Below are 24862 nucleotides of genomic sequence, written 5' to 3'. Positions count from 1 at the left end.
ACTCTTTAAGGCATTTTTGCTCATAGTACGAGAGCTGAACTTTCTAGTCAGTGTCATTGGGCCTCTAATTCACTAAATCAATATTTTTTTAATCGAGCATAATGTAACCGAGCATTCTGATTATTTACTTTAGGTATTTTGTTATTTCAGTTTCTTATCAAAATTCTCATTATGGCACGCATACTGCTGAAAGACTTTTATAGATCATAACGATCAATAAACGACATTAAAATAAAAGGAGCCCCAAGGATGGAGCAAACGAAAAAACCTGCACGTTCAGTGCTTGTCTGGATACTTTTAATTTTAACGTTCGCCCTAGGAGTGTCTTGTACTCCTCAGGACGGAACTGCGACAGGCGATGAGACGACTCAAACAGAAGAACAAGGTACAGACCCAAATAGTGGAACAGGCACAGGAGGAGGATCAACAACGACTCCAAGTTCACCGGAAGTTGCCGGAGAATACATAGATCAAATCAAATTGATGGCCTCATCTTCAACGTGTGCCAGTTACTCATGGGCAAGCCGTGGAAGAGCGCCTGCAGGTTATATAAAAGGGATGGCCCTTACATATGCCAGAAGCTATTGCCGCTATAAAAAAAGTCAGGCCTCACCAACAGCGCTCGTAGATATCTTGACAAGAGCAGCGGGTAGTTCATCAACAGATGCCTTAGCACTTTATTCATCAACTTTTTCTAATCTTGGTTTAGTTGTGAACACGGCCGGCGAAGGGCCTGTCAGATCTCTTTATACTTTAGGAATTGGGTTAGGGATGAGAGAGAGCTCAGGGAAATATTGTGAAGGTCGAGATATGTCCGCTTCAAACACATCCGCAAGTACAGCAGAGGCCGGAATTTTCCAGACGAGTTACGATTCAATGAGTGCATCGGCAGAGTTAAGTAAACTCTATGCAGAATATAAGGCAGACACTTCGAAATGCTTTTTAGATACATTTAAAGAAGGTGTGAGTTCGTGTGGTAACTCAAGCATCGCAGGCAGTGGAGCTGGGGCCGAGTACCAGGCGTTTAATAAATCGTGTCCGTCATTTGCTGCTGAGTATGCGATGGTCATGCTTCGTGTCCGTCGCAACCACTACGGGCCTATAAACAGACAAGAAGCAGAATTCAAAACACAATGTAACCAGATGTTAAAGAGTGTTCAGGATTTTATTGATAATGATATCTACGCTTGTGATGAAATTAATTAAGAATTTTCATCGTGTCGTTGATCCACGGAATGTAATAAAGAGCATTGGTGTAAACACCAACTTCGTTACAAAGAGCTGAACCTCTGCTTGTAACTCCAAAGAGGAAAAGCTCGCCATCTTTTTTAATATAGGCCGGACCGCCAGAATCCCCACTGCAAGTTCCGGCCTTCTTTTCATTGAGCCTGACTTCAGTCTGGTGAATAAATGAAATAGGGGCTTCACCTTGTCTTAGGATACCGTCTCCTTCCATTTTAACTTTAAAGCACTTCACATGATTTCCTCTCATGTCGTCTTCACAGTAAACTTCGCCGTATTCGATATCTTCGTCTTTAACTTTTTTCGGGTTGATCTCTTTAGAGATGTCGACGTAGTTCACACCAAAACCAGCTACAGTTACAGTGTTGCCGATTTTTAGAAGAGACTCGTCTTTTAAGAATGTAGCAGTTTTAAATCCAGCAGGGATTGCTCCTTTGAATTTAACCAGAGCGATATCGCCAACGTCCACTTCAATTGTTTCATTATTTGGATCGTAGCTTGAGTGAGCTTTAAAATCTGTTGCTTGAAGAACATATTCAGCTTTTACATCTGGCTCAAGTGAGTTCATGACTGAGTCTACATCTGTCGCGAAAACTACTTTAAGATTAGAAATTCTATCAGGCTTGCAGTGAGCAGCCGTCAGGACAACGTTTGGAGCGATTAATGAACCTGTACAGATATAGTTGGCCTTTACATCGTAAAGAGCAACAATGCTTGAAGCGATAACTTCTCCGTCTTTTACGCGGACACCATTGATGACAGAGGCCTTTTTAATTTGAATATGAGAGGCATCGTTTTTTACGCCACAAGATAGTAGAAATAACGCACTAAGACCAATAACCATTAGTTTCATAATTTGATGCTCCATTAAAAATGAAGGCTTATATATGAAGCAGGGGATAAATTTGCAAGATATAATATTGTTAAGATCTTTTATCTGAATAGATTAGAGACTTTAGCAGAGAGGCGAGCTTCCTTCATTGTATAACAAAAGAGCGTTACACATATCAGCAAAATAGTTCCACCAAATAAAAAATTGAGCGTATGGATTTAGCTTCATCATCTCTACTAAAGTGTTTCCCCATGGGTGAAGTAGATAGAACCAGTAGGTGACATCTGAAAGAAGTTCAGAGTGATTAAAAATACCGAATGAGAGTTCATCTAAGGCTTCAAGCTTAACGATGAAGATTCCAGTAAGTGTTGCATGGAGATCAAAACCGACTGAGTTGCCAACAAGTTGGGACATTGATGTCATTGAAGTTATCACCAGGATTGTAGTCAAGAAGCTCCACCTGTATTTCAAAACCAGTTGCCTGATTTTTTGAAAGAGAGAGCATTCGATATTAAAAGCAACAAGAGCAGCTTAAAAGCGTACCTCCATGTTCTTGGCTCTCGCGAAGAGGTGGTGGAATGGGTGAAGGGCTCAATGCTTTCATTCTTCAGGCAAAACCTCACAGAAGAGTATTACCAGGAGTTTTTACAAGAGTTTAGAGAGCGCCTTTTTAAGCGCCTGCATTTATGGGCCAAGGTCTAATAAAGTTTAGAGTACAATAGTCCGATAAGGACTCTATGAAAGCACTACTCTTTTTTATTGCGACAACATCGACGGCCTTTGCTCAAAACTGCCCGGAGCAGATTGGGAAATATGGAAACGGCATTCAGTATCAAGATATGTTTTGTCGTATCATGGTTGGTGCTGATCGCAAGGATTCACAATCCTACCGCAACTTAACTTTTACTGATTCGGGAGCGATTCAGGTTTTTAGCAATTTTCCGGGAACGACGAATTCCAATTCAACAGGTGCTAGAGTTTTTTATCTTTTCCCAAAACGCACTAAAAAAGCAATTTCAAGTTCTGATGAATCTGGATTGAGCTTAACTCATTCTAGTGGGGCCACCTTTAAATTCGATAAAAATGGGAGAGTGAGCTCTCCGGATATGGCGATAAAAGTGGCCAATGATATCAACTCACAAAATAAGAGTGGTATTGAAATTGAAAGTTATTCAAAAGGAATTGTTATTGATATCGGTTACCGTATGGGAAGCACACCTCTTACAAAAAAAGATGGAGTGGTCACAGTCACAGATAAAAATAAAAAGAAATGTACGATGATAAACTCAGATCTTCACCGTTTTGTAGGCGGAGAAGCAGAGCTGATTTATAAAAACAATGATGCCCTTCACGGCTTTCTATCTAAAAAATGCCCAGGTCTTGATCTTTCGGATTTAATCAAACCGATGGCCCAGGATCTCAAAGTGGTTAAAGCGCCAGCTCAGCTAGGTCAGGCGCCATCAAAAGATTTTTCGGGAGTAGAAAACGATTCGAAGCGCGAAAGAAAACCGCAGGTCGATGAGTTGGACTCACTGATTAAGAATTTGGATTCAAAGAGTTCACAGAAGTAGTTATTTAAAGAAAATATCTGCTCTAACTTGAACAAACTTATCATCATTAAAATGATTTTCTTTTATGAAGTCAGCACCAATAGTCCATGTGCCAAAGAGCCAGTCTTTGTGTAGCAGTTGGCGATAACTGATAGAGGTGTCATAGCTATTGTAATAATAGGTTGGGGTAAACTTGGCGTTAGCACCTACAGAATAAGCGAGCCCTTTTCTGGAATTAATTGTTTGAGTGAGAACAAGAGCGTGGCGAAGAGCGAATTTTCCAGTTTCATTGGTCCACACGATGGCATGTGTGAAATCTGTTTGAAATGTTTGATTCCATTTTTTAGTAAAAGACAACTGAGAGACTTCTTCAAACCCTTCCTGGCGGTAAAGAATCAGTTTCTGTGACAGACCAATATTGACCCAGCTTGTTTTATATGTTTTTTGCAAATCGGCCTTAACATAGGGATTAAGAGGCATGTTGATTCTTATCCCAAAATTAAGTGAGCTTAAAAAATCCTGGGTTTGTTTTATCAGGAAGCTAGCGCCTGCCGTATAACGGTTGTCGTCTTGTCGCTTTGTTAAACTCCCATTTTTAGAGATACTGCGGTTGTTTGAAACTGATGAGTCGGACAGTGCATTGGTGATTTCATCCTGTTGCTTTTCAACAACGATCTTTAGATTTTTAGAAGTATTGGGAAGACTTATCTTAAATTTAAAATCTACATCGTTTTCAATTTTCTGACCTTCTTTTTTGTATGAGCTAAGATAGACAAAAATACTGCTTTTTTGGTCCTCTTTTTTTACAGGCAGATTGGTAAAGAACATATCCACACTGCGATTGATTTGATCCCATTTCGTCGCAATATAGGCATTCGTTGCGTCCACCTCTTTATAATATTCAGGTTTTTGTGCCCAAGCAGATGAAACAAAAAAAAGGCATAAAAGAAAAAATTTAATAATCCACCCCCAACATAATGATGGAGTGGGTTTTAATGTATTTCACATTACTGAGCTGATAGGCGTAACGGATGAAGTATTTTTTATCAATGTAGTATAGAGCTCCAGCTTCCAGAAGAAACATATTCTTTTTATCTTTGCTCGATTCTTCTTTTCCAAATATTGGTTTTTTATGTAGGGCCGTTTTAGCATAGCCTAGACTCAATGTTGCAAGGAGAGGAACCCATTTTTGTGTGGGAAGAAAAACTCCTCCTTTAAAACCAAGTCCTGCTGTTTTTAAGTTATCATTGCGTTTATATGAGTCTTGAAAAAGAGTGGCCGTAACGTAGGCGTTGTAATCATAATTCCAGGATTTAAAATTTTTCTCAGTTAAAAAACCAAACTCGAGGTCGAAATACTTTTTATTCACACCAGGAGGGGCGAACATTATGAGCGTCCCCTTTGGCATCTCCATGTCACTGAGTTCCTCAGAGCGCGCAAGAGAAGAGATAAAAAGAAAAGAGAGTAAAAGAAGGTGACAGAAGACTCTCATGACAATTTTTTTCTTTTTGGATTGAGGTGTAAAACGATTGGATTCTTTTGGTTTTTTACTCCAAAGATAGACTTTTAGATCTACTTTACCGTTAGTGAATTCTACGCCTTCGAGCTCAAGCAGTCTTTTTTGCCTCAAGTACTCAGGACTCATTTCCGGGAATGAAAGTTTTCCACCCGACTTAATCACCCGTTGCCAGGGAAGACTGTGACCGTGAGTACTGGAATGAAGAATCCAACCCACGCCGCGCGATCCTTGCGGTTTGCCGGCAAGTTTGGCAATAAGCGCGTAAGTTGCAACCTTCCCTTCAGGAATGGCCTTGATCATTTTAATGACATTTTTAGTGAAGTCGGTGCGAGAATCCATTGCTCATTATCCTCATAAAAGGAGGACTTTATCAATGGAGTATTTGCCTGAAAGGCTACAATTCGAGAGGAAAACTCACTCCTAGCGCAATTTCAGAATTGGCCTGCTTTGGATTGAGCTCTGATGATGTGCCGTTGATTTTTGCTTTGGTAAAAGTAGGCATACGGTAGTAAGCGTTAAGGCTTACTTTTTGAGAAACCTTATAACCAAATCCGAATTCATAAGTTTGACCTCTTAGGCTTGAATCAGAACCATAAGAAGTACTGGTGTAATAACCAGCGACCCATAATCTGTAGTAGTTTTGTGAATTGTACCCAAGGAAAACACCAAAATCATTGCGAGTAAAAGTTGTAGAGGCCACAGTATTGCTGGCATAAGTGTAAGAGGTGCGAGTGATGTCGACTCCGTAGTTTAGGCCGAATTCTTTTTCATAGTATCCAAATTTGGCACCATACATGGGGCCAGTGTATTTTTCGCTTCCTGATTCATCACTTGAGCCGCTGACGATAAAAGCTCCGTGTGGTTCAAAGAATAGTTTCGCTGAGGCGTCGTTGGCAGAAAGAGCGATAAAGGTAAGAGCGAGAATTTTATACGTGGCTTTCATCTTCGACCCCCTCCCGGGCTGGTGATACTAAATCTTTGAAAATTTTAACATAGATTCACGGGAGGATTTGATGGATCAATTTCTGCCTTAATACCGACTAATGAACTTGGTCTATTTATTTTGAAGACGGTGCTTTTTCTCAAAAATAGTCCATATTCTTCTCGCGATAGGTCCAATCGGACGAAGCCTTGGCTTCATTAAACAAAGTTCTAATTCATAGGGTCTGCAGATTTTTTTATCAATTAAGAGTAAATCCTTTTCCTGTTCGAATTCACTCTGAGAGATGCGCCCCCAACCTAAACCATTACAGATCAGGCGAAGTTTAGTGGAGTGATCGGGCACGTAGATTTTTGGGCCACCACCATCGTATAAAGGATCGGGCGTGAGTTCATCTTTTCTTTCATCAGTGTCTTTGTTGTAGACGAAGATTTGTGGATGAGTTCTTAAAAATTCGGCATCAGGTTTTCTTTTTTCCTGAAGCAGTTTTCTCGACACAGCTCCAACGAGAGATACCGTTTCGATCGTGATCTTTTCAATCCTCTCTTCATCAAAAGGACAAGGAGCTAGTGCCAGGTCGACTTTTCCTTCGATTACCAGACTATGACTTCCATGAAGAACTGTTTTTTCCATAATCAGAACAACAGGAATTACCGGGCGTGAACATTCATGGGCGATAATTTCAATGTCCTCAATTGGAACGAGAGGATCAAGGGCTACCTTTAGTTTTGTCTCTGCTTTATTTTGGCCAAGCTCTTTAGCAATCTTTGCTGTCTCGTAAGAAGCTTCAAGTGTTTTTCTGGCAGAGTTAATGAATACTGATCCGACCTCTGTTAACTTCGGCCGGTACTCACTGCGATCAAAAATTTGAATTCCAAACTCTTCTTCCAGGTTTTTAATACTTGCACTCAAAGCAGGTTGAGAGCGATGCAAGTGCTCAGCGGCTGCCCTAAAGCTTCCTTTATCGATAATGGCCAGGACAGTCTCAAGTTGTTCTAAGTTCATAATATTCTTATAACATGATCCAAAAATCAGATCAAGTTGATAGTGAATGAATATTATTAATTATCATGAGTTAGGAGTATTCTTAGGGTGTAAGAAGGCAAACAACTTTTAAAAAAAGGAGAAACATATGATCACACTTAGAAAAGCAAACGAAAGAGGAAACGCAGAACACGGATGGCTTCATTCAAACCACACATTCTCATTTGCAGGATACTACGATCCTAAGCATATGGGCTATAGCGCTCTAAGAGTTATTAACGAAGACCGCATTGAGGGGGGAACAGGCTTTGATACTCACGGGCACAGAGATATGGAAATTATCTCTTATGTTATTGATGGGGCCCTTGAGCACCAAGACTCAATGGGGACAAAAGCGATCATCAAGCCAGGTGAAGTGCAAAGAATGAGTGCTGGAACCGGGGTGAGACACTCGGAGTATAACCACCTTCAAGATAAACAAACTCACTTCCTGCAAATCTGGATTCTTCCAGAGAAAGCAGGAGTAGAGCCTGAGTATGCTCAAAAGTCTTTTGCTAACGACTTTGGTTGTAGTGATATGGTTCTTGTTGCTTCTAAAAATGGGAGAAATGGCTCGATCTCTATTAACCAAGACGTAGATATGTACGTGGTGAAGGCCCAGGATATAGGTGAGAAGGTTTTTAAAACTTACCCTCACCGCCACACATGGGTACAAGTAATCAAGGGAGAGGTGAAAGTTGAAGGGGCAACTTTAACAAATGGAGATGGAGCAGCTATCGATAATGTAGACGTGATGAAGCTTGAATGGTCAAAAGACTCAGAGTTTATCGTCTTCGATCTACCATAAGGAATAGATATGAAAATTAAATTAAAAAATCTTACTCAGGCGCTTATGGATGTCCATAAGCGTTTCCTGGAAAATGAAAAAAACCAAGCAGAAATGTATTTTGAAAAAAAGATTTCTTCGTTTGAGTTTGTGATGATGCTAACTCAAAATAAGGGATTTGCCTGGCTTCAGCCATTTTCTGCTTTAATTGCCGAGATTGATGCTTTGGCGGATTCAGAAGAAGAAATGAGCGAGGCAGAGATGAAAACAATTGCCGAAAAGGTAGAGTTTTTATTAAAAGACCCGGCCTCAAATGTGGTGAGTAGATACAACCATCACCTGCGCCATGACCCGGCGTTTATTATGTTCCATTCAAACCTAAAAAATGAGTTGAATGTGTTTTTAAAAGAAAGTGTACAATCCACAAGCTGATGGAGAGTCAGATTAAGATTGAGACTGTGATTAAATAATCTCTTTCATTTCTTTTGAGATTCCGTTGTTGTTTTAAATTCGTTTGACCTTTTGAGTTTTGTCTTTAAACTCACAAGCGAATTTTAAAATGACATTGGGATCACATGACTTCAAATAGAGCTACCGGAAGAAAACTACAGATATTATCAGCAGCAGCGGAAGATCCACAGCAGCTTGATCTCTTAAGTTTTATTTCTGAGTTTGCTCTTCCTGAGATTGAAGCGAAGTCAAAGGTGAAAGACGTTAAAGTTCCTAAGCCTGTTCTGAATCCTCCCAAAGTCGCGACTTCCGTTTATTTCCATGGCAATATTAGCAAAGAAAAGAACTTCTCACGCTTTTATGCAGGGAAGTCTAATCAGTTTGCTTTTGAGGCCATTAAAAGATTCATTCGGAATGAACGAAATGATTTTGGGATGGTCTTTCTTAAGGCCGAGAGTGGACTGGGGAAAACACATCTCCTGCATGCCTGTGCAAATGAGATGATTGATTTAAAGAAATCATTTTATTTTAGCTCGGCCCTTGCACTGCCCTCAGATGTTTCTGGAAAAAATGTCGAGGCCTTTTTTATTGATGATATCGAAGACCTGGAAGGAAAGCCTGAGCATCAGAAGTCTTTTTGCCAGTTGATTGATTACGTCCAGGCAAAAAAGATCAAAATGATCATTACCGGATCGAAACTTCCTAAAAATCTAATGAACTGTGAAGAACGTTTAAAAAGAAAGCTATCTTCGGCACTGATTCATCATATCGACGAACTTGACAGCGAACTAGCTTTAGAGATTGTTAATCAAAGAAGCCGCGAACTCAATCTTGCACTTCCTGAAAATGTCAAAAAGCTCGTCTCTCAGCAAACAGGCACTAATGTTTACGGTATTGAAAGTCTACTTTATAAGTTTAAAAGTACTGATGAGATTAAGGGCCAAAGGATGACGATGGAGATGGCCTTAGAAGAAATCAAGGATAAGAAGGCGACTCAGCAGTCTTGTGATTTTGATTTTATTCTGGATTCAGTGGGGGAGAGTTTTGGCGTCGCCCGCAAAGACTTACTTTCTGGAAAAAGAACAATGGTCATTGCAGAGGCTCGACATGTGGCGATGTATGTTTTAAAAGAGAAAATGCAAATGAGTCTGATGAAGGTTGGAGAGCTTTTTAATCGAGATCATACGTCGGTGATTTATGCTGTCGCGAGAATTAAAAAACAATTGAATGAGGATCCTAAGATCAGGATGAAGATTGAAAATTTTCTCTCAAATCCAGTTTGATGTCATAATTTTTCCCATTTAGCTTCAAATTTAGATTTGTTTTCAAAATCCACTGATAAAAATAAATAAGCTCCCTCAACTCTATAATTTCTTTTTTCTATAGAATTGTCCCTTTTTCCCTGAGAGCAAATATTGATGAGGTGATTGACCTCACTGTTATTTAGGACTTTATACTTTCCTGAATACGTTAATAAATCTCGCGAAGTTTCGATATCTTCTTTGAGAAAAATCTGAACAGAGAGAAATTCGTCGCTGGAATAAATCAACTCACCTTTTAAGTATGAAGATGTAGGTTGAAAGATTCCTTCGGGACTATAAGTTCCATGACTGATGAGTTTATATCTGCCGGCTAAAATATTCATAATTAGAGTTTAAACTAATCTTATGCTTGAATCAATTTTTTAGAAAGCTCACAGCTCTTTCAATCAACTCATAAGACTGAGTATGCAGGTACTCACTGTCTCTTACATAATCCGTGTTGTATTCCATCGCTTCCGAAGACCACCCTAGAGAATGACCGACATAAGGAAATGGAGGGGCCATAAAACCAAGCTCTCCAAAAAAGTTAAGCATCTGTCCGGCCACAGATTGAATGTTGTCCTGTCCGCCTGTAATGATCATGCCCACAACTTTGTTTTGAATCAAGACGCGGTCTTTGAGTGTAATTTGGTTTTGAACACTGCTGAGTCGCTCGGCCATTTTGTAATAAAGTGAACTGGCATTTCCCCAAGGAATAGGTGAGGCCACGATAACGACATCTGCCCAGTGAACCATGCCCTCATAGATTTGACTCATCTCATCTGTCGGGTCCATTTTCGTAATAGAGCAAGGCCATGTGCAGGCCTTTTCTGATTTTGAGTTAAATCCTTCGCAGTGCCTGAAGTTCAAATCAGATAATTTAATGAGCTTTGTTTCAACATCAAGATTTTCCGCAGCCGTCTTTAAAGCTGAGTTTAAAAGTTCTTCTGAAGTCGAAAAGCGCGGATGGTTTTTATCCATGAGTTTCAAGTTCGCGAATCAGGTCTTCGGTTTTCCCGATTAAAGTCCATTCTGAAGATGTATTTTCTTGATTCATTGGCAAAGGTCCTAAGTATGATTGAGTGTCTGTTCATCGTATCAGAAAAAGGATGCCTTTGGGTGATGAATAGTTTTGATAAAAATAAATTAGTATGGATAATAAATAGCATATGAAAACGATATTCTTTTTGATTTTTTTGCTTAGCGCTTCTGCTTTTTCGCAGGAGCTTCCTGATCCATTGGCGAAGGAGAAAGAAGGCTACTTTAAGCTTCTGGCGACAAAGTATGTACTCTTGCCTCATAACGGCACCTTTCTTTTACCTATTGTCTACAATACGAAGCCCCACGAAGATCTCTACTCAGGAATCAAGGGGACAATGAATCAGAAAAACGCAAATTTTTATAAGAAGGAAGAAACAGAATTTCAAATAAGTTTTATGATTCCCATTCAAAATAGGATTTTTAAATCTAATTTTGATTTGAATGTCGCTTATACCCATCATGCCTGGTGGCAGCTTTATAACAAAGAGTATTCGAGACCTTTTAGAGAAACCAATTACATGCCGGAAATTTTCCTGCGCTATATAGATCCTTCGACGAGTGAATTTGCCGGTGTTGACTTAATGGCCGCTGATATTGGCTTTGTCCATCAGTCTAATGGTCAGATTCAAATCATCTCGCGTAGCTGGAATAGACTTTATGGACGCATGTTTATGCAAGGATATGGTTTAAAATTTATTGCGACTGGATGGTATCGCATTCCAGAAAAAAGAAATGAAGACGAAAATAGAAAGATCCAGGAGTTCATGGGATACGGCAGGCTCGAAATTATTAAGAATTTAGGAAAGCATACACTTTCACTAAAAGTCCCCCTGGCCGCTCGTTATCTTAGTACAGATTTAAAATACTCTTACCCATGGAAAGATAACTTGAGGTGGTATGTGAGTGTCCAGTCAGGTTATGGACACTCGTTAATTGAATATAATCGTTACACGCAAAGATATGGGGCCGGAGTCGTTTTAGATAGTTTTATCGATAAAGTGATCGAATAACTAAGATTTGTGATTGATCATATAATGATTAACAATCTGCTTAGTCACGACTTTTAAGCTCATGAGATACTCAAAGTCTTCCTTCTTGAATTGATAGAGGTTTAAGAACATATCAATTTCTTCTGGAGAGTAGAATCTTCTTCCGTTCTCGTAATGATCAATGTCCATGGCCTTCAATTGAATTTTAACCGCTACATCTGTGAGAGAAAGTTTGCGGACCTCGCGTACGAAACGCAGGATTTGTCCTTCTTTACTTTCGCGGTTGTTATGGACATGTTTGCCTATCATTGGGTTGTGATGTTTCATTTAAATCCTAATCTTCGTCGACGTCGTAGTCATTACCACTGCCGTTGGCATACTCTTCGTCTTCATCATAATAATCGCTATCTTCATCTTCGGCCGAATCAAAAAAGTCATCTGACTCTTCTGCGTCTTCTTCGTAGTAATCCTGTTCATCATCTTCCGGCCCATCAAGAGTTTCTTCTTGTTCTTCTTCGACCTCGTGGTATTGGCCAAATTCGTCTTTGTAAATGTCTCTGTTACTCATCTTTTTTACCTTTAATAGTGATTGAGAGGGGCTTTATAACATAGGATGTATGGTTTGACACCCTTGAACCTCTAAGCGTTGTCTAATTGTCCTTTTGCCTTTTTGTTTTATATTTAGTGTATGAAAAAAGACTATATTATTATCGGGGCCGGTCTAAGTGGCCTAAATACTGCAAAAAAACTTGTGAGCCAAAACCAGGGAGACGTACTTATTCTTGAAAAGTCCCGCGGTTTAGGCGGCCGAATGGCCACGAGAAGAACCCTGGATGCCCGATTTGATCATGGGGCCCAATTTTATAGAAAAAAAGTTGATCTTCTCTCCCTCCATGACTATTGGAGAGATCATAACGTCAACCAACACTGGTTTTTATCAGTTGAAGGGGATCACTGGTGTGGGAAAGCAGGAATGACCTCTCTTGCAAAAACACTAGGTGAAGGCTTGAATATTTCCCTGGAAAAAGAAGTTCAAAGTATCCGCTTCGAAAATGGGCTTTGGAAACTTTTATCAAACAAAAACGAGGAGTGGTTTTCCCGTCATTTGATTATCACTTCACCTATTCCACAAACCATAAAACTTTTAGGGCACTTAGAAAAAGAAAAATTACTCAATACTCATCAGTGGAGCGAACTTCAGGGCATTACTTATGAAAAAGCTCTCATTGCCTTGGTGACTCTTGAAGAGTCCTTTTTATTGAAAAATGGTTATGCTGAATTTCAGGAAGGAGATTTCTTCTCTATTAGTGATCAATATCAAAAAGGAGTAAGTCCTATACCTGCGCTCACTGTAACGATGTCGGCCTTATTTTCAGAAAAAGAATTTGAAAATGAAGAAGCCCTAATTCTCGAAAAAATACTGACTCTTTTAAAGGCGAGTTATCCTGATGCAAAAATAAAAAATGCCGAGCTCAAAAAATGGCGATACTGCCGCCCTGAAAAACAACTCAAAGATTATTTTTTTGAAATTGCTCCTAAACTTTATCTCGTTGGAGATGCTTTTGGTGGAAGCAGTCTTGGCGGCGCCGTCAGGTCTTCTGAAGCTTTATGCCGCCATCTTTTTGGAGGGCCTAATGAGAAATAAAATTGAGAGTGTCTTAGATTCATTGAGTATCGAAGAGCGTGACAGGCTTATCCGTATGTGCTGGGAAGATAGAACGCCTTTTGAGGCGATCTTTCATCAGTATAATCTCACACCAAATGAAGCCGTCAAATGCATGAGAAAGATGCTTTCTCTGAAGGATTTTAAGCGTTGGCGAGTGCGTGCCAATAACTTAGGGCACCTCAAGCACCTCAAGACCAGACCTGAGGGGATCACGCGTTTTAAATGCTCACGGCAAAATATGGATGGAAGCACTAAAGGCCATAAGTAAAATAGTCTTTTAGCGGTCCATTATGGGCAGGACCTGAAATGACAAATCCAACGATAAGAAGGAATGAAAAGTGGCGCTTCATTTTTTTTCATAAATATACCCTTTAAAGGTTTAAATTGGAGATGATATAGCACGGAAAATGGCAACAGAATCAGGTGGGAAATCAGCTGATTAGGTAGCTCGGAAGAATACAGGTGTTTATGTATTAGACAATTTTTAAGAGGACTTCGATTTTGTTATTTAAGCGATAAATGCGAGTAGGTGTGATGAAAATTCGGCCACCATTCGTTTGGAACTTAGGATCTATTTTGCCGATTTTTGAGGCCATCGTTTTTAACAGGGGCATTTTTTTAAAATCTAAAACAATTTTTTCTCCACTGTGGTTTTCATGACTGGTAGTCACTGACCATTCATTCCCGGGAGACTTTGTGAGCAGATAAGTCTCTTCAGTTCTATAGCGGTCTCTTTCAATTCCTTGCTCAATGATTTCATCACAAAGCTTGCGGTATTTTCCATCAATCTTTTCAGTATTTTCAAAAACGATTAGGGGAGTTTGAGCTCCTTTTTTTATTTTATAAACCAGGTATTCGCTGATAAAAATCCTACCGCCTTCTTTTCTCATTTCCTTATCGAGTTCGTCGATTTGGTCTGTGAGTTTTTTGAGAGCTGGCATGAGACCTAGGTCTAGCAAAGTAAGAACGGCCTGTTCGTGTAGGCTTGGTTTTGTACTTTTAAACCATTTTCCATCAGGCTGTTTTACGATATTGAAGCTTTCCTTTAAAGAAGTTGGATCAATGTCTTTTTTGAAGCCATGGGCATGGAACTCATTACAGGCATCTAGGCATAAATTAGTCATTTTGAAAGTGCATCCTGATATTTGAAAAGCGATTTATAAATGATAAAAGAATTACTTGTGAAAAACAATAAACCAACAAAACTTACTGATGAAATAGAGCTTACTCCTGATGAGGTAAAGCCGCGCGGCTTTAACTGGTACCCAGGTCACATGGCCCGAGCAATTAGAGAAATTAGAGAGAATCTTCAGACGGTGGATATTGTTTTTGAAGTTAGAGACGCGAGAGCGCCTTTAGCGTCGGGAAATCAAAACTTAGAAAGCACTCTTAGACAGAAGAGCCGATTAATTATTCTTAATAAAGCAAACCTTGCTCATCCAAACATGATGAATCAATGGGAGGCCTGGTTTAAAAAACAGGAAGTCCCATTTATTTTCATCGATTGTTTTGATCGCGGACAAATGAAAAAAGTTATGACGATGGCCAAAAGTATTGTCATGGAAAAGCGCAGGCAAAGTAATCCAGAAGAAATTAATCCAAAACAAAAAATGCGCTTAATGATTATTGGTCTTCCGAACACTGGTAAATCGACCATCATTAATCAATTGGCCGGAAGAGCTGCTGTAAAAGTAGCGGATAAACCAGGCCAGACTCAAGTTCAACAGTTAATTGTTATCGACAAAGATCTCGATCTGCTCGACACTCCAGGAGTTATGCCGCCTTCATTTGCTAAAGAAGAGCATGGACTTTGGTTGAGTGCTCTTAATGCCATTCCCGATGATGTCGTAGGGGGCGAGTTACCTGCTAAATTTTTAGTAGAGCACTTTAAATCTTTAAACTCAAAAGAATTTAAGGAACGCTACAAACTCACAAGTCTTGAAATGAGTGTAGAAGAGGTGATTGAAAAAATAGCAGTTCTTCGTGGGTGCTTAAAACAAAAAGGTGTTCTTGATTTAGAACGAGTTTATAAAATCATTCTTCAAGATTTCAGAAAAGGTGATTTAGGTAAATGCTCATTTGGAATTCCTCCGAAGGAGTAATTCAATTGAACTTTCATCTTTTGTCTTTAAACTCTGATCGGTTTTTGAATTTTGATTATAGGGTTCATGATTTGCATATGATTTCATTGATTGCGATGAGAGATTTAAAGGGGAATTATCTTCTGGCCTAGTTCATTAAATCGATGAGATGAGTAGTGATTTGGCCTTAGACGTAATAAAAGACAAGTAAGTTCTTTACCGCTCTGATGATATTCAGTTTTTTATCATTAAATTTGCTGAAATTTTAAATCGCGATCATAGTGAAGTTATCTATGCCGTCGCTCGAACAAAAAAAATCATTGAAAGTGATTTTGAGATGAAGAGCAGACCCAGTTACTCTTAACTGAAAAATAATCCATTATATTTCTAGTATAAATGACAGAGTAATTATTGTGATTTCCTATTCATGAATAGGCCATCTCTTGAGGACTAGGAACTGTCTTTAAAAATTTTAGCATAGATTTCTAATGCGATTTAGTTAGTTTTGAGAATCGAAAGCGATAGGGCATCTGCTTGAAAATACGTGTTTTGGGGCAAGTGCTTAAGATTCAAGCATAACAATTTTACCTGCTTAAAATTTGGCCCTTGAGTAAGTGTGTATTTCTTCGTATTAAGGACAAAAAAACGAGGTGAATTATGAAGAAGTTTCTTTTTGTTTTAACAGCAATTTTGTCTTTTAGTGCAATGGCAAACACATCTTTAGTGTGTAATGACCAAAACTCACATTCAGTTTATAAACTAGAGATTAGTAGCGATTCAGGAAAAATGGTTTTCTCACCAATTTTAAGAGACTCTTCTACACTTTCTTCAAGTGTAGCAACGCTAAGATACAATGAAGGAGAGTCTGGTTCAGCAATCTCTATATTTGAAGGCAAAAATGCAGACAAGAACACAATCGTTGTAGAAGTTAAAAACAATGAATTGGTTCCGGGGCAAATTGCTGAAGTAAATGTTTATTTTTCAAAATCATCTGAAAAATTAGATCAAAATACTTTATTTCTATGTGACGTTAACGTCGCAAAATAGAACCTAGTTTTTTTATAAGCGAGAGACCATGATAAACGTGCTCTCTCGCGTATTTTATGCCCAATTAGCCACTATATTTCCCTGCCTCATCCATTTCGTAGCAATCCATTTAGAGCAAATAAAAATAAGGCCTACTTTTTCTTCTGATTCAGGATGAGATGCTTGTCCAGTTCCTGGGGTAAAGAACCTAATAGTGACCTTCCCCCTGTAATTGCCTCCAAAATCTAAATGAATCACTCTGTGTTATTAATAACAAAAGGGAGATTATGAATAGTTCAGTTTTTTGGGGGCAGGTCAAAGATCTAATAGGTAAACTCAAATTACAAATGTCATTAGACTGGTGGGATTTTAGCAATTCAGTGATTGCATTTTTTGTTCATTGGACCTTAATTATTTGCAGTTTCACTGTCGTTTTTTACAATTTAACTTCAGCTTTTAATAAAATTTCCAATCGATTCAAAAGATAGTTCACTGAAATGGTGTCAAGTTTTCGACTTGAGGTTTTGAATTGCTTTTTTAGCCCCGTATTAACCCTTGGAGGATGTATTAGCAAAAAAAAATTAATGATGTTAAGATGATATAAAAAATGGTGCCCGAGACGAGACTTGAACTCGTACGACCGGTAAAGGTCGGCAGATTTTAAATCTGCTGTGTCTACCGATTCCACCACCCAGGCACATATTAGGTAAGTTCTTAAAACATTGATCGGAAGAACTGAGATTGTGAGAAATTTATGACTATCTGTCAATTACAAAAGGTCCTTATTGCAAGTTTTTTGATGTCCTCACTAGTTGGATGTGGAAGTGCACCTGTTGATGAAAAAAGGGACGAGAGAAAAATCTTGGGACAATGGAATAAGTTACCTCCGAGATTCGCAGAAAGAGAAGACGATGAATCAGTCGTTACCAATCCATTCTTTGATGTAGACCCGAACATAAAAAACCTAGCACCGGTTGAGGCCAATAACTTTAGTATCAACTATGTCGTCACTACTCCGGAAGAGAGCAACTACCTTTATGACCTGGATCTTTATTCAGGGAAGCTTTATCGCGAGCGCGCCTTTTGTCCGCAGGATGATATTTGGGAGAGCTATCGAGCTGACTTAATGACTCCAAACTTCACTCAGGGGATTATTCCGCGTGTGTATGATGAAATGAAGCAGCCGATGAAGATCGTGGTGATTTCTAATAAAGATAAAATTGAAGCTTTTAAAGAGAGCCCAACGCATTTTGACCAGGCGCGAATTTTAGGGTCGGTAGTGATTGATGAGTGTTCGAACTATCCGTGTGACTTAAAAGAGAAGTGGAAGTCGTCGCAGATTTTATTCGGGGTCAACAGTCGCGATCCTCAATACAATTCAGTTAGTTCATTTGCTGATTTAAAAAGAAAGATTGATTGGAGCTATGCAAAAGGGATGTTGACCAATATGCATGGATACCACCGAGTCGGTGGAAAGATGTTTCCGGCCTTCAGGATTTCAAAGGAACTGAACTTAAAAGATACCTACAACTATTTCCAAAAGACAGCGCAAGTCGTGAACACGCAGAAGTTCGTAGAACTCAACAATTGGCGTGCTCAGTGTATGAAGATGTACGACACTGTTTGGGATGAAGCCGAGAAAATCAGAGCGCAGAAAAGTGGTCAGGCCGACAGCTTCCTTAAGTATTTTAAAGAATTTTACTCGAAAAGTTCCAATGAATTCTATGAATGCCAGAAGCTCGTTCGCCCGGCGAGCATCACCGACAACACCAGAAGATTTTGGTTTTTTACTTATATCCAGGCCTTCACTTTATTAGAGAAGAGTGGCTTTTATTATAGTTGTACGGACAACTCATGGGCCTACAATCCACGCGTGGATGAAGGGCACTTTTATGTAAGTCAGAGTAAAGAACTTGAGCGTTGCCGCGCCAAGAATTTTGAAGGGGCCTTCGACCAAGCTATCAATGGATTGAGTTTAATGAAAAATCAGATCAACTCTCAGTACCGTTTCGTAGAATACGATAACGTCAGAGGAGGGAGCCACCAAAAAATCTACGGCTGGGTTTTTGATAAGATCCAGAATTTCGCTTGTAAATACGAGTCTAAGACACCAAACCAAATTCCTTTTGATGTTTTTCCGCAGGACGTTGTATGGGAAAACTTCAAGCAGGATGAGGCCGGTCTGGTCAGGTAAATTTACGCACAGAGAATCTCACGTCTTCAATGTAAGTAATTGATTTACATTTCTAGGTGTTATCCCTAAAATATGACTTCGAACCCGACATTAATTTTTTTTGAATAGGAGACGTTATGTCGACTAATAAGAGACTCGTGAGCCCGATCAACAAAGTCACTAGCACAAGCGAAGAGGACTTTGCCTTAGATCGTTTAATTGTAACAACTAAAGCTGGAACATTCTTAGAGTGGGCCAAGAGATGGGGGCAAGCAAACTCGCTTTGGCCGTTTCCATTTGGGACTGCTTGTTGTGCGATTGAGTTCATGGCCGTAGTAGGTCCAAAATACGATTCATCACGTTTTGGTGCAGAGGTTGTTCGCTTCTCTCCACGCCAATCTGACCTTATGATCATCGCTGGTACAATCACTGAGAAACAAGCGCCGGTTCTAAGAAGAATTTATGAGCAAATGGCAGAGCCTAAATGGGTTATTGCAATGGGTGCTTGTGCTTCTTCTGGTGGATTCTACCGCGCTTACCACGTTGTTCAAGGTGTCTCTCGTGACATTCCAGTAGACGTTTACATCCCAGGATGTCCTCCGACTCCGGAAGCGGTTATCCAGGGGATCATGCAGATTCAAGACCGTATTAAAAACGGTGTTTCTGCTTTTGATGAAAAACTAAAACAAGACGATCAAAAACAAGCACTGAGCGCAAACGCGTAATTGGCAAAGGTATAATCAATGACTGAATCGACAACACCAACATCTAATTACTCAGCCGTTCTTATTGAAAAGTTCGGTGAGAAAAATTACTCATACGCCTTCGGCAACCACGTTGTATGGGCGACAACTGAAAACCTTGTAAGTGTCATGACTAAGTTTAGAGATGAACTTGGATTCAACATGATCCTTGATGTTTGCGGTGTCGACAATACTGGAAGACCAAAGTCTGAATGGACTCACGGAAAAAGATTTGAATCTGTTTACCACCTACTTAATATGGAAAACCATGAGCGCGTCCGCGTTCGTGTTCCAGTTGATGCTGATGGTGGAGAAATGGTTCCATCTGTTATGTCTGTATGGAAAGGTGCGGACTGGTTTGAGCGCGAAGCTTGGGACATGTTCGGGATCAACTACGAAGGACGTAAAAAAGAGCGTCTTCTAACTCACCACGAGTTCGTAGGTCACCCGCTTAGAAAAGACTACAGAGCGGATCACAACCAACCGCTTTCTGAATCAATCGATATCCACTTTGATCCAGATCCAACTATCACTCACGAAGAATCATTAAAGCGTGAATGGATCAACATCGGGCCTTCTCACCCGGCAACTCACGGTACACTTCGTATCATGGCCGAGATTGAAGGAGAGGTAATCAAGAGATCAAAACTAGAGATCGGATACCTTCACAGATGTTTCGAAAAAATGACTGAAAACCACCTGTACAACCAGGTTGTTCCTTATACTGACCGTCTGAACTACTGTTCATCGCCAATGAACAACATCGGATGGTGTAAAGCGATCGAAGACATGATGGGGATTGAAATTCCTGATCGTGCAAAAGCAATCAGAATGGTTCTTGCTGAACTTTCTCGTATCATCGACCACATGGTTTGTATTGGAGCTGCAGGGGTTGACCTTGGTGCCCTTACATCTTTCTGGTACTGCTTTGAAATGAGAGAAAAAGTTTACGAACTTTTCGAAAAACTTTGTGGTGCTCGTCTTACAGTTTCACTTACTCGTATCGGAGGCCAAGCTCAAGAGCTTCCAGTTGGATGGGTTACGGACTGTCTTGATGTAGTAAAACAAATCGAAAAGAGAGTTGATGAAGTAGACGCTCTTTTAACAAAAAACAAAATTTACGTTGATAGAACTAAAGTCACTCCAATCACTGCTAAAAATGCAATCGATTGGGGATACACAGGTCCATGTCTAAGAGCTGCTGGTGTTAACTACGACATCAGAAAAACTAATCCATACTACTTCTATAAAGATGTAGAGTTCGAAATCCCAGTAGGGTACGACGGAACTCCATTTGATAGATACGTTGTTCGTATGGAAGAGATGAGACAGTCTTGCCGAATCATCAACCAGGTTCTGGCAAACCTTCCAGCTGGCGGAGTTCAATCTCTTGATAAGAGAGTTTGTATCCCACCTAAAAAAGAAGTTTATACAAATATCGAAGGTCTAATGAACCACTTCATGCTTATCATGAAAGGTGTTCGTCCACCTGTCGGTGAAATTTACTCAGCAACTGAAGCGGCCAACGGAGAACTTGGGTTCTACGTTATCTCTGACGGTGGTCCAAACCCATTCAGAGTAAAGGTTCGTCCACCATGTTTTGCAATCTATCAGTCATACGGCGAAGTGGTTAATAACCACATGCTTGCCGATGCGGTTGCACAGCTGAGCTCAATGAACATTATTGCAGGGGAGTTAGACCGATGAGTTCTCACGGAGTAGAAAAATCACACAGCCAAGGGGCACCTTTTAAGTTCACGGCTGAAAACTTAGCAAAGTACGAAGAGCTACTGACTCGTTACGACGATGTTGAGTCGGCACTTCTTCCGGTTCTTCACTTAGTTCAAGAGCAAAACAGATGGCTTCCAACTGAAGCGATCGAATACGTAAGCTCACTAATGAAGATCCCTGAAATCAAAATCAAAGAAGTTATTTCTTTCTACGATATGTTCTACGATGTACCAGTAGCAAGAAACATGGTTCACGTTTGTACGAACATCACTTGTTCAATGTTCGGTGGACGCGAAATCTATCAAGGCCTTTTAAAGCACTTTGATACAGATTACTTAACTCCAACACGCGATGGAAGAATCTCACTTCAGAAAATGGAGTGTTTAGGGGCCTGTGAAATGGCACCTTGTATGCGTATTAATAATGATTACGTAGGGCCAGTTGACCTGGTAGCTGCGATTCAAAAATTAGAGGAGCTTCCATAATGGATAAGATCATGGAAAAAGACACTGCTAATTACAAAGATTACACTCTTCTAAGCTACCACCATATCCCAGGTGTTCATAACATCGACGTTTTCGAACGTGCCGGTGGATATGAAATGATGAAAAAATGGGTTGGAGCTGAACCTGAAACAATTAAAGAAGAAGTAAAGCAATCAGGACTTCGTGGACGCGGAGGAGCTGGATTCCCAACTGGTGTAAAGTGGGGATTCTTCACTAAGGACCGTGCCGCTCAAAAATACCTTTTATGTAATGCCGATGAATCAGAGCCGGGAACGTTCAAGGATAGATTCCTTGTTGAGAAAAACCCACACATCTTAATTGAAGGGATGATCATCTCTGCATGGGCACTGGGAACTCAAAAAGGTTATATCTACATTCGTGGAGAGTTCTATCAGCAAGCAATGATTTTAGAGAAAGCTCTAAAAGAAGCATATGCAAAAGGATACCTAGGAAAGAACATCATGGGCAAAGGTTTCGACTTTGACCTATACGTTCACCGTGGAGCTGGAGCTTATATCTGTGGAGAGGAAACTGGAATGATTTCATCTCTTGAAGGTAAAAAAGGTCAGCCAAAACTTAAGCCACCATTCCCAGCTATCAAAGGATACCGTGGGCTTCCAACGATGGTTAACAACGTTGAGTCTCTTGCGGCAGTTCCTTGGATTATGAGATTTGGAGCGGCTGAATATAAAAAATTCGGAACAGAGAAGTCAGCAGGAACGAAACTGTTTTCAATCTCTGGAGACGTTAATAAGCCAGGTGTAATTGAAGTACCACTTGGGACAACACTAAAAGAAATTATTGAAGTTCACTGCGGTGGAATGAGAAACGGCAACAAACTTAAAGCGGTTATCCCTGGTGGATCGTCGTCTCCGGTTTTAAATGCTGATGATTCATACGCTGTAAAAATGGACTACGAAGATGTTGCTTCAAAAGGATCAATGCTTGGTTCTGGTGCCATAGTGGTTATCGATGAAACAAGAAACATGGGTGACATCCTAAAGTACACACTTGAATTCTACCACCACGAGTCTTGCGGACAATGTACTCCATGCCGCGAAGGAACCGGTTGGATGGAGAGCATCTTTAAGAGAAGAGAGTCTGGTAAAGCTCAAAAATCAGATATCGAACTTCTGGATAAGACAGCAGCTTCAATGAGAGGACAAACTATTTGTGCTCTTGCAGATGCAGCGGCGATGCCGACTCAGGGGATGATCAAGTTCTTTAGACCAGAACTTGAAACCTATGTAACGACAAACGTAAATTCTAATAAGAGATAGTCATGACTGAAAAAGTAAAAATTACCTGGAACGGAAAACAAATCGAAGCAGTCAAAGGATCAAACCTCCTGCAAGCTGCCCTAGACAACGGTGAGCAAGTTGCTCACTACTGCTACCACGCAGGTCTTTCAATTGCCGGTGTATGCCGTATGTGCATGGTTGAGCAAGACGGGGTTCCTCGTCCTTTCCCAGCATGTAATGCTACTTGTGGCGATGGAATGGTTGTTCGTAACGACACTCCAAAAATTAAAGCTGCTGTTGAAGCAACTCTACAATTTCACCTTGTAAACCACCCGCTTGATTGCCCGGTTTGTGACCAGGCCGGAGAGTGTGGGCTTCAAGATTATTACATGAAGTACGGACAGTACGATTCGCAAATGATCGACAAGAAAGTTCACAAGGATAAAGTTCAGGATATCGGTAAAAACGTTATGCTGGATGCTGAGAGATGTATTCTTTGTTCACGTTGTACGAGATTCACTGCTGAAGTGACGAAGACAAATGAATTAGGGATTCTAAACCGTGGTGACCACGCTGAAATCAACGTTAATGAAAACCTTAAAAACGACTACGCTCAAAACCTGGTAGACATCTGTCCGGTGGGAGCGCTTACATCTAAAGACTTCCGTTTTAAGCAACGTGTATGGTTCCTGGAAGAAGTTCACACAACTTGTATTGGTTGTGAAACTGGATGTTCAGTAAAAGTTTCTCAAAACAAAAACGGATCATACCGTGTAAAACCAGTATACGACGAAGCGGTTAACAAGCACTGGATGTGTGACGATGGTCGCTCAATCTACAAACACGTATCAAGCCCGACACGTCTTCAGAATGCTTCTGAAAACCTAAACGGTCTGTTTGTTCCAGCTGATGAAAACGCAGTGATCGAACTGGTAAAAGGAAGAAAGGCGAAGTTCATTCTTTCTACGTCGCTTACAAATGAAGAATACGCTAAATTCTTTGCTTCAATCAAAGGATCAAAAGCAGAAGTGGCCCTTTATACACTTCCAACTGTTGGGCCAGAGTTCGATGGAATCCTAAGACGTGGGGATAAAAACGCTAACCTTCGTGGTGCTCAAAAAGCATTCGAAGCAGCTGGTTTTGACCACACTCAAGCAGGTCTTGATAAACTTCTTGGATCAATCAGCGGAAACGACGTAGCATACGTTGTGGTTCCTGAAATCCTGTACAATGAAGACCACTTCAATACACTTCTAACTAAAATTGAAAAAGCTTCTACGAGAATTGCACTTACTCCAGGTGAGACACTTTCAACAATGAAGGCGTTCAACTACCTTCTGCCAGTTCCAAGCTTCCTTGAAAAAGAAGGCGAGATCGTGAACTTCCAGGGAGTAAACCGCAAACTAGCAGCTGGATTAAGCTACGGTGAAACAACTAAAGACGTAAGCTACTACGGGAAATGGGTGAACCTATGATTATCAACTCTGATCTATACAAAGCACACGGATATATCAAAGGGACAGTCCTTGGACTAAAGATCACAATCATTAAGCTTGTGAAGGCCCTTTTCGGTATCGATAAAGTTATGACTTTAAACTATCCGGAAGAGAAATATTTCTATTCTGATCGTTTCAAAGGAAAGCACATCCTGACAGTAAAGGAAGACGGAACACTAAGATGTACATCTTGTATGCTTTGTTCAACTTACTGCCCGGCCCAGTGTATCCACATTGTGGCAGCTGATGACTCGGATAAAGAAGTAGAGAAGGCACCAGTATCTTTCGAAATCGAGATGCTTCGTTGTGTATTCTGTGGTTTCTGTGAAGAAGCTTGTCCAGTAGATGCGATCCGCTTATCAAGCGAATACGAAATGGCCGGACACGCAGAGAAGGAATGGGTTGCTGATCAGTACGAACTAGCGTTTAGAAAATCTCTAAACGGTGGGCGTGGGATTCAGTCGACAGTTGATGATAAAGACAGATTAAAACTTCGTTTATAGTGGACCAAAAATGCCACCAAAA

Annotated in this window: 29 protein-coding genes and 1 tRNA gene; 18 read left to right on the top strand and 12 right to left on the bottom strand. The window is 40.2% G+C overall.

Features of this window, described 5'->3' with window-relative positions; all coding sequences use genetic code 11:
• Positions 1-249: 249 nt before the first annotated feature.
• The gene (locus ACN20O_RS01425; RefSeq protein ID WP_491636479.1) at positions 250-1206 is read left to right on the top strand and encodes a hypothetical protein; all 957 of its coding nucleotides are present in this window, start codon (positions 250-252) and stop codon (positions 1204-1206) included.
• Here the strand turns inward: ACN20O_RS01425 and ACN20O_RS01420 are convergent.
• Positions 1199-2095: a S1 family peptidase gene (locus ACN20O_RS01420; protein WP_491636477.1), complete on the bottom strand. Its 897-nt coding sequence runs from the start codon at positions 2093-2095 to the stop codon at positions 1199-1201. The genes ACN20O_RS01425 and ACN20O_RS01420 overlap by 8 nt on opposite strands.
• 102 nt (positions 2096-2197) lie before the next feature.
• Positions 2198-2497 (bottom strand): hypothetical protein, encoded by a 300-nt coding sequence (locus ACN20O_RS01415; protein ID WP_491636475.1) that lies wholly within the window; start codon positions 2495-2497, stop codon positions 2198-2200.
• 66 nt (positions 2498-2563) lie between these two features.
• Here ACN20O_RS01415 and ACN20O_RS01410 point away from each other — a divergent pair, with 66 nt between their 5' ends.
• Together ACN20O_RS01410 and ACN20O_RS01405 are read left to right on the top strand one after the other, a co-directional pair.
• Entirely contained in the window at positions 2564-2776 is a 213-nt protein-coding gene (locus ACN20O_RS01410; RefSeq protein WP_491636473.1) for a hypothetical protein, read from the top strand.
• A gap of 35 nt (positions 2777-2811) precedes the next feature.
• On the top strand, positions 2812-3645 hold the full coding sequence (locus tag ACN20O_RS01405; protein ID WP_491636471.1) for a hypothetical protein: 834 nt from the start codon (positions 2812-2814) through the stop codon (positions 3643-3645).
• Here the strand turns inward: ACN20O_RS01405 and ACN20O_RS01400 are convergent, their stop codons facing one another.
• The 4 genes from ACN20O_RS01400 to ACN20O_RS01385 all read right to left on the bottom strand — a co-directional run bounded on the left by ACN20O_RS01400 (position 3646) and on the right by ACN20O_RS01385 (position 7088).
• Complete coding sequence (locus ACN20O_RS01400; RefSeq protein WP_491636469.1) at positions 3646-4512, bottom strand: hypothetical protein; 867 nt, start codon at positions 4510-4512, stop codon at positions 3646-3648.
• A gap of 67 nt (positions 4513-4579) precedes the next feature.
• Complete coding sequence (locus ACN20O_RS01395; RefSeq protein WP_491636467.1) at positions 4580-5482, bottom strand: MGMT family protein; 903 nt, start codon at positions 5480-5482, stop codon at positions 4580-4582.
• A 55-nt stretch (positions 5483-5537) separates the two neighbouring features.
• A complete protein-coding gene (locus tag ACN20O_RS01390) occupies positions 5538-6086 on the bottom strand; it encodes a hypothetical protein (RefSeq protein ID WP_491636465.1) in 549 nt (182 codons plus the stop codon).
• A gap of 111 nt (positions 6087-6197) precedes the next feature.
• Positions 6198-7088 carry a LysR family transcriptional regulator gene (locus tag ACN20O_RS01385; protein ID WP_491636463.1) on the bottom strand — a complete coding sequence of 297 codons (891 nt, stop codon included), beginning with the start codon at positions 7086-7088 and terminating at the stop codon, positions 6198-6200.
• 127 nt (positions 7089-7215) lie between these two features.
• Between ACN20O_RS01385 and ACN20O_RS01380 the strand changes: the two genes are divergently transcribed.
• The 3 genes from ACN20O_RS01380 to ACN20O_RS01370 all read left to right on the top strand — a co-directional run bounded on the left by ACN20O_RS01380 (position 7216) and on the right by ACN20O_RS01370 (position 9626).
• Positions 7216-7914 carry a pirin family protein gene (locus ACN20O_RS01380; RefSeq protein ID WP_491636461.1) on the top strand — a complete coding sequence of 233 codons (699 nt, stop codon included), beginning with the start codon at positions 7216-7218 and terminating at the stop codon, positions 7912-7914.
• Between the two features lie 9 nt (positions 7915-7923).
• Positions 7924-8325: a hypothetical protein gene (locus tag ACN20O_RS01375; RefSeq protein WP_491636459.1), complete on the top strand. Its 402-nt coding sequence runs from the start codon at positions 7924-7926 to the stop codon at positions 8323-8325.
• A gap of 143 nt (positions 8326-8468) precedes the next feature.
• On the top strand, positions 8469-9626 hold the full coding sequence (locus ACN20O_RS01370; protein WP_491636457.1) for a DnaA/Hda family protein: 1158 nt from the start codon (positions 8469-8471) through the stop codon (positions 9624-9626).
• Positions 9627-9628: 2 nt separating this feature from the next.
• Here ACN20O_RS01370 and ACN20O_RS01365 read toward each other — a convergent pair whose 3' ends face one another.
• Positions 9629-9988, bottom strand: coding sequence for a lipocalin-like domain-containing protein (locus ACN20O_RS01365; RefSeq protein ID WP_491636454.1), 360 nt, complete (start codon positions 9986-9988; stop codon positions 9629-9631).
• A gap of 31 nt (positions 9989-10019) precedes the next feature.
• Positions 10020-10625: a flavodoxin family protein gene (locus ACN20O_RS01360; protein ID WP_491636451.1), complete on the bottom strand. Its 606-nt coding sequence runs from the start codon at positions 10623-10625 to the stop codon at positions 10020-10022.
• 188 nt (positions 10626-10813) lie between these two features.
• On the opposite strand from ACN20O_RS01360, the gene ACN20O_RS01355 reads away from it, so the two are divergent.
• On the top strand, positions 10814-11695 hold the full coding sequence (locus ACN20O_RS01355) for a phospholipase A (RefSeq protein WP_491636449.1): 882 nt from the start codon (positions 10814-10816) through the stop codon (positions 11693-11695).
• Here the strand turns inward: ACN20O_RS01355 and ACN20O_RS01350 are convergent, their stop codons facing one another.
• Together ACN20O_RS01350 and ACN20O_RS01345 are read right to left on the bottom strand one after the other, a co-directional pair.
• The gene (locus ACN20O_RS01350) at positions 11696-12001 is read right to left on the bottom strand and encodes a helix-turn-helix domain-containing protein (RefSeq protein ID WP_491636446.1); all 306 of its coding nucleotides are present in this window, start codon (positions 11999-12001) and stop codon (positions 11696-11698) included.
• 7 nt (positions 12002-12008) lie between these two features.
• A complete protein-coding gene (locus ACN20O_RS01345; RefSeq protein ID WP_491636444.1) occupies positions 12009-12242 on the bottom strand; it encodes a hypothetical protein in 234 nt (77 codons plus the stop codon).
• A 120-nt stretch (positions 12243-12362) separates the two neighbouring features.
• On the opposite strand from ACN20O_RS01345, the gene ACN20O_RS01340 reads away from it, so the two are divergent.
• Both ACN20O_RS01340 and ACN20O_RS01335 read left to right on the top strand, forming a co-directional pair.
• Complete coding sequence (locus ACN20O_RS01340; RefSeq protein WP_491636443.1) at positions 12363-13319, top strand: NAD(P)/FAD-dependent oxidoreductase; 957 nt, start codon at positions 12363-12365, stop codon at positions 13317-13319.
• Positions 13309-13608, top strand: a complete 300-nt coding sequence (locus ACN20O_RS01335) for a TIGR03643 family protein (RefSeq protein ID WP_491636441.1) — start codon at positions 13309-13311, stop codon at positions 13606-13608. Before ACN20O_RS01340 ends, ACN20O_RS01335 begins: the two co-directional genes overlap by 11 nt.
• A gap of 205 nt (positions 13609-13813) precedes the next feature.
• Here the strand turns inward: ACN20O_RS01335 and ACN20O_RS01330 are convergent, their stop codons facing one another.
• Positions 13814-14464, bottom strand: a complete 651-nt coding sequence (locus ACN20O_RS01330; protein WP_491636439.1) for a hypothetical protein — start codon at positions 14462-14464, stop codon at positions 13814-13816.
• Positions 14465-14521: 57 nt separating this feature from the next.
• On the opposite strand from ACN20O_RS01330, the gene ylqF reads away from it, so the two are divergent.
• Together ylqF and ACN20O_RS01320 are read left to right on the top strand one after the other, a co-directional pair.
• Positions 14522-15442, top strand: coding sequence for a ribosome biogenesis GTPase YlqF (ylqF, locus tag ACN20O_RS01325; RefSeq protein WP_491636436.1), 921 nt, complete (start codon positions 14522-14524; stop codon positions 15440-15442).
• 636 nt (positions 15443-16078) lie between these two features.
• The gene (locus ACN20O_RS01320; RefSeq protein WP_491636434.1) at positions 16079-16468 is read left to right on the top strand and encodes a hypothetical protein; all 390 of its coding nucleotides are present in this window, start codon (positions 16079-16081) and stop codon (positions 16466-16468) included.
• A gap of 587 nt (positions 16469-17055) precedes the next feature.
• Here ACN20O_RS01320 and ACN20O_RS01315 read toward each other — a convergent pair.
• A tRNA-Leu gene (locus tag ACN20O_RS01315) sits at positions 17056-17144 on the bottom strand.
• A 102-nt stretch (positions 17145-17246) separates the two neighbouring features.
• Between ACN20O_RS01315 and ACN20O_RS01310 the strand changes: the two genes are divergently transcribed.
• From ACN20O_RS01310 to ACN20O_RS01280, 7 genes are all read left to right on the top strand, one after another.
• Positions 17247-18641 (top strand): hypothetical protein, encoded by a 1395-nt coding sequence (locus ACN20O_RS01310; RefSeq protein WP_491636431.1) that lies wholly within the window; start codon positions 17247-17249, stop codon positions 18639-18641.
• A 116-nt stretch (positions 18642-18757) separates the two neighbouring features.
• Complete coding sequence (locus ACN20O_RS01305) at positions 18758-19345, top strand: NADH-quinone oxidoreductase subunit B (protein WP_102244063.1); 588 nt, start codon at positions 18758-18760, stop codon at positions 19343-19345.
• Positions 19346-19363: 18 nt separating this feature from the next.
• Complete coding sequence (nuoD, locus tag ACN20O_RS01300) at positions 19364-21070, top strand: NADH dehydrogenase (quinone) subunit D (RefSeq protein ID WP_142409310.1); 1707 nt, start codon at positions 19364-19366, stop codon at positions 21068-21070.
• Entirely contained in the window at positions 21067-21579 is a 513-nt protein-coding gene (locus tag ACN20O_RS01295; RefSeq protein ID WP_491636423.1) for an NADH-quinone oxidoreductase subunit NuoE family protein, read from the top strand. The genes nuoD and ACN20O_RS01295 overlap by 4 nt, the downstream gene beginning before the upstream one ends.
• Positions 21579-22880 (top strand): NADH-quinone oxidoreductase subunit NuoF, encoded by a 1302-nt coding sequence (gene nuoF / locus ACN20O_RS01290; protein WP_491636421.1) that lies wholly within the window; start codon positions 21579-21581, stop codon positions 22878-22880. The genes ACN20O_RS01295 and nuoF overlap by 1 nt, the downstream gene beginning before the upstream one ends.
• A 2-nt stretch (positions 22881-22882) precedes the next feature.
• Positions 22883-24316: an NADH-quinone oxidoreductase subunit G gene (locus ACN20O_RS01285; RefSeq protein WP_491636419.1), complete on the top strand. Its 1434-nt coding sequence runs from the start codon at positions 22883-22885 to the stop codon at positions 24314-24316.
• On the top strand, positions 24313-24840 hold the full coding sequence (locus tag ACN20O_RS01280; protein ID WP_491636417.1) for a NuoI/complex I 23 kDa subunit family protein: 528 nt from the start codon (positions 24313-24315) through the stop codon (positions 24838-24840). Before ACN20O_RS01285 ends, ACN20O_RS01280 begins: the two co-directional genes overlap by 4 nt.
• Positions 24841-24862: the final 22 nt, after the last annotated feature.

It is taken from the genome of Bacteriovorax sp. As-1 (assembly GCF_058446905.1).
Note: the sequence above shows the minus strand (reverse complement) of the source record. Positions and strands in the feature narration are given on the sequence as shown.

Bases quoted from the DNA above. Each gene is read 5' to 3' on its own strand.
- ACN20O_RS01335 (WP_491636441.1), top strand. From the start codon at position 13,309: ATGAGAAATAAAATTGAGAGTGTCTTAGATTCATTGAGTATCGAAGAG.
- ACN20O_RS01425 (WP_491636479.1), top strand. From the start codon at position 250: ATGGAGCAAACGAAAAAACCTGCACGTTCAGTGCTTGTCTGGATACTT.
- ACN20O_RS01345 (WP_491636444.1), bottom strand. From the start codon at position 12,242: ATGAGTAACAGAGACATTTACAAAGACGAATTTGGCCAATACCACGAG.
- ACN20O_RS01280 (WP_491636417.1), top strand. From the start codon at position 24,313: ATGATTATCAACTCTGATCTATACAAAGCACACGGATATATCAAAGGG.
- nuoF (WP_491636421.1), top strand. From the start codon at position 21,579: ATGGATAAGATCATGGAAAAAGACACTGCTAATTACAAAGATTACACT.
- ACN20O_RS01420 (WP_491636477.1), bottom strand. From the start codon at position 2,095: ATGAAACTAATGGTTATTGGTCTTAGTGCGTTATTTCTACTATCTTGT.
- ACN20O_RS01295 (WP_491636423.1), top strand. From the start codon at position 21,067: ATGAGTTCTCACGGAGTAGAAAAATCACACAGCCAAGGGGCACCTTTT.
- ACN20O_RS01390 (WP_491636465.1), bottom strand. From the start codon at position 6,086: ATGAAAGCCACGTATAAAATTCTCGCTCTTACCTTTATCGCTCTTTCT.
- ACN20O_RS01360 (WP_491636451.1), bottom strand. From the start codon at position 10,625: ATGGATAAAAACCATCCGCGCTTTTCGACTTCAGAAGAACTTTTAAAC.
- nuoD (WP_142409310.1), top strand. From the start codon at position 19,364: ATGACTGAATCGACAACACCAACATCTAATTACTCAGCCGTTCTTATT.
- ACN20O_RS01365 (WP_491636454.1), bottom strand. From the start codon at position 9,988: ATGAATATTTTAGCCGGCAGATATAAACTCATCAGTCATGGAACTTAT.
- ACN20O_RS01285 (WP_491636419.1), top strand. From the start codon at position 22,883: ATGACTGAAAAAGTAAAAATTACCTGGAACGGAAAACAAATCGAAGCA.
- ACN20O_RS01375 (WP_491636459.1), top strand. From the start codon at position 7,924: ATGAAAATTAAATTAAAAAATCTTACTCAGGCGCTTATGGATGTCCAT.
- ACN20O_RS01350 (WP_491636446.1), bottom strand. From the start codon at position 12,001: ATGAAACATCACAACCCAATGATAGGCAAACATGTCCATAACAACCGC.
- ACN20O_RS01355 (WP_491636449.1), top strand. From the start codon at position 10,814: ATGAAAACGATATTCTTTTTGATTTTTTTGCTTAGCGCTTCTGCTTTT.
- ACN20O_RS01370 (WP_491636457.1), top strand. From the start codon at position 8,469: ATGACTTCAAATAGAGCTACCGGAAGAAAACTACAGATATTATCAGCA.
- ACN20O_RS01385 (WP_491636463.1), bottom strand. From the start codon at position 7,088: ATGAACTTAGAACAACTTGAGACTGTCCTGGCCATTATCGATAAAGGA.
- ACN20O_RS01340 (WP_491636443.1), top strand. From the start codon at position 12,363: ATGAAAAAAGACTATATTATTATCGGGGCCGGTCTAAGTGGCCTAAAT.
- ACN20O_RS01305 (WP_102244063.1), top strand. From the start codon at position 18,758: ATGTCGACTAATAAGAGACTCGTGAGCCCGATCAACAAAGTCACTAGC.
- ACN20O_RS01415 (WP_491636475.1), bottom strand. From the start codon at position 2,497: ATGACATCAATGTCCCAACTTGTTGGCAACTCAGTCGGTTTTGATCTC.
- ACN20O_RS01320 (WP_491636434.1), top strand. From the start codon at position 16,079: ATGAAGAAGTTTCTTTTTGTTTTAACAGCAATTTTGTCTTTTAGTGCA.
- ACN20O_RS01405 (WP_491636471.1), top strand. From the start codon at position 2,812: ATGAAAGCACTACTCTTTTTTATTGCGACAACATCGACGGCCTTTGCT.
- ACN20O_RS01395 (WP_491636467.1), bottom strand. From the start codon at position 5,482: ATGGATTCTCGCACCGACTTCACTAAAAATGTCATTAAAATGATCAAG.
- ACN20O_RS01310 (WP_491636431.1), top strand. From the start codon at position 17,247: ATGTCCTCACTAGTTGGATGTGGAAGTGCACCTGTTGATGAAAAAAGG.
- ACN20O_RS01330 (WP_491636439.1), bottom strand. From the start codon at position 14,464: ATGACTAATTTATGCCTAGATGCCTGTAATGAGTTCCATGCCCATGGC.
- ACN20O_RS01380 (WP_491636461.1), top strand. From the start codon at position 7,216: ATGATCACACTTAGAAAAGCAAACGAAAGAGGAAACGCAGAACACGGA.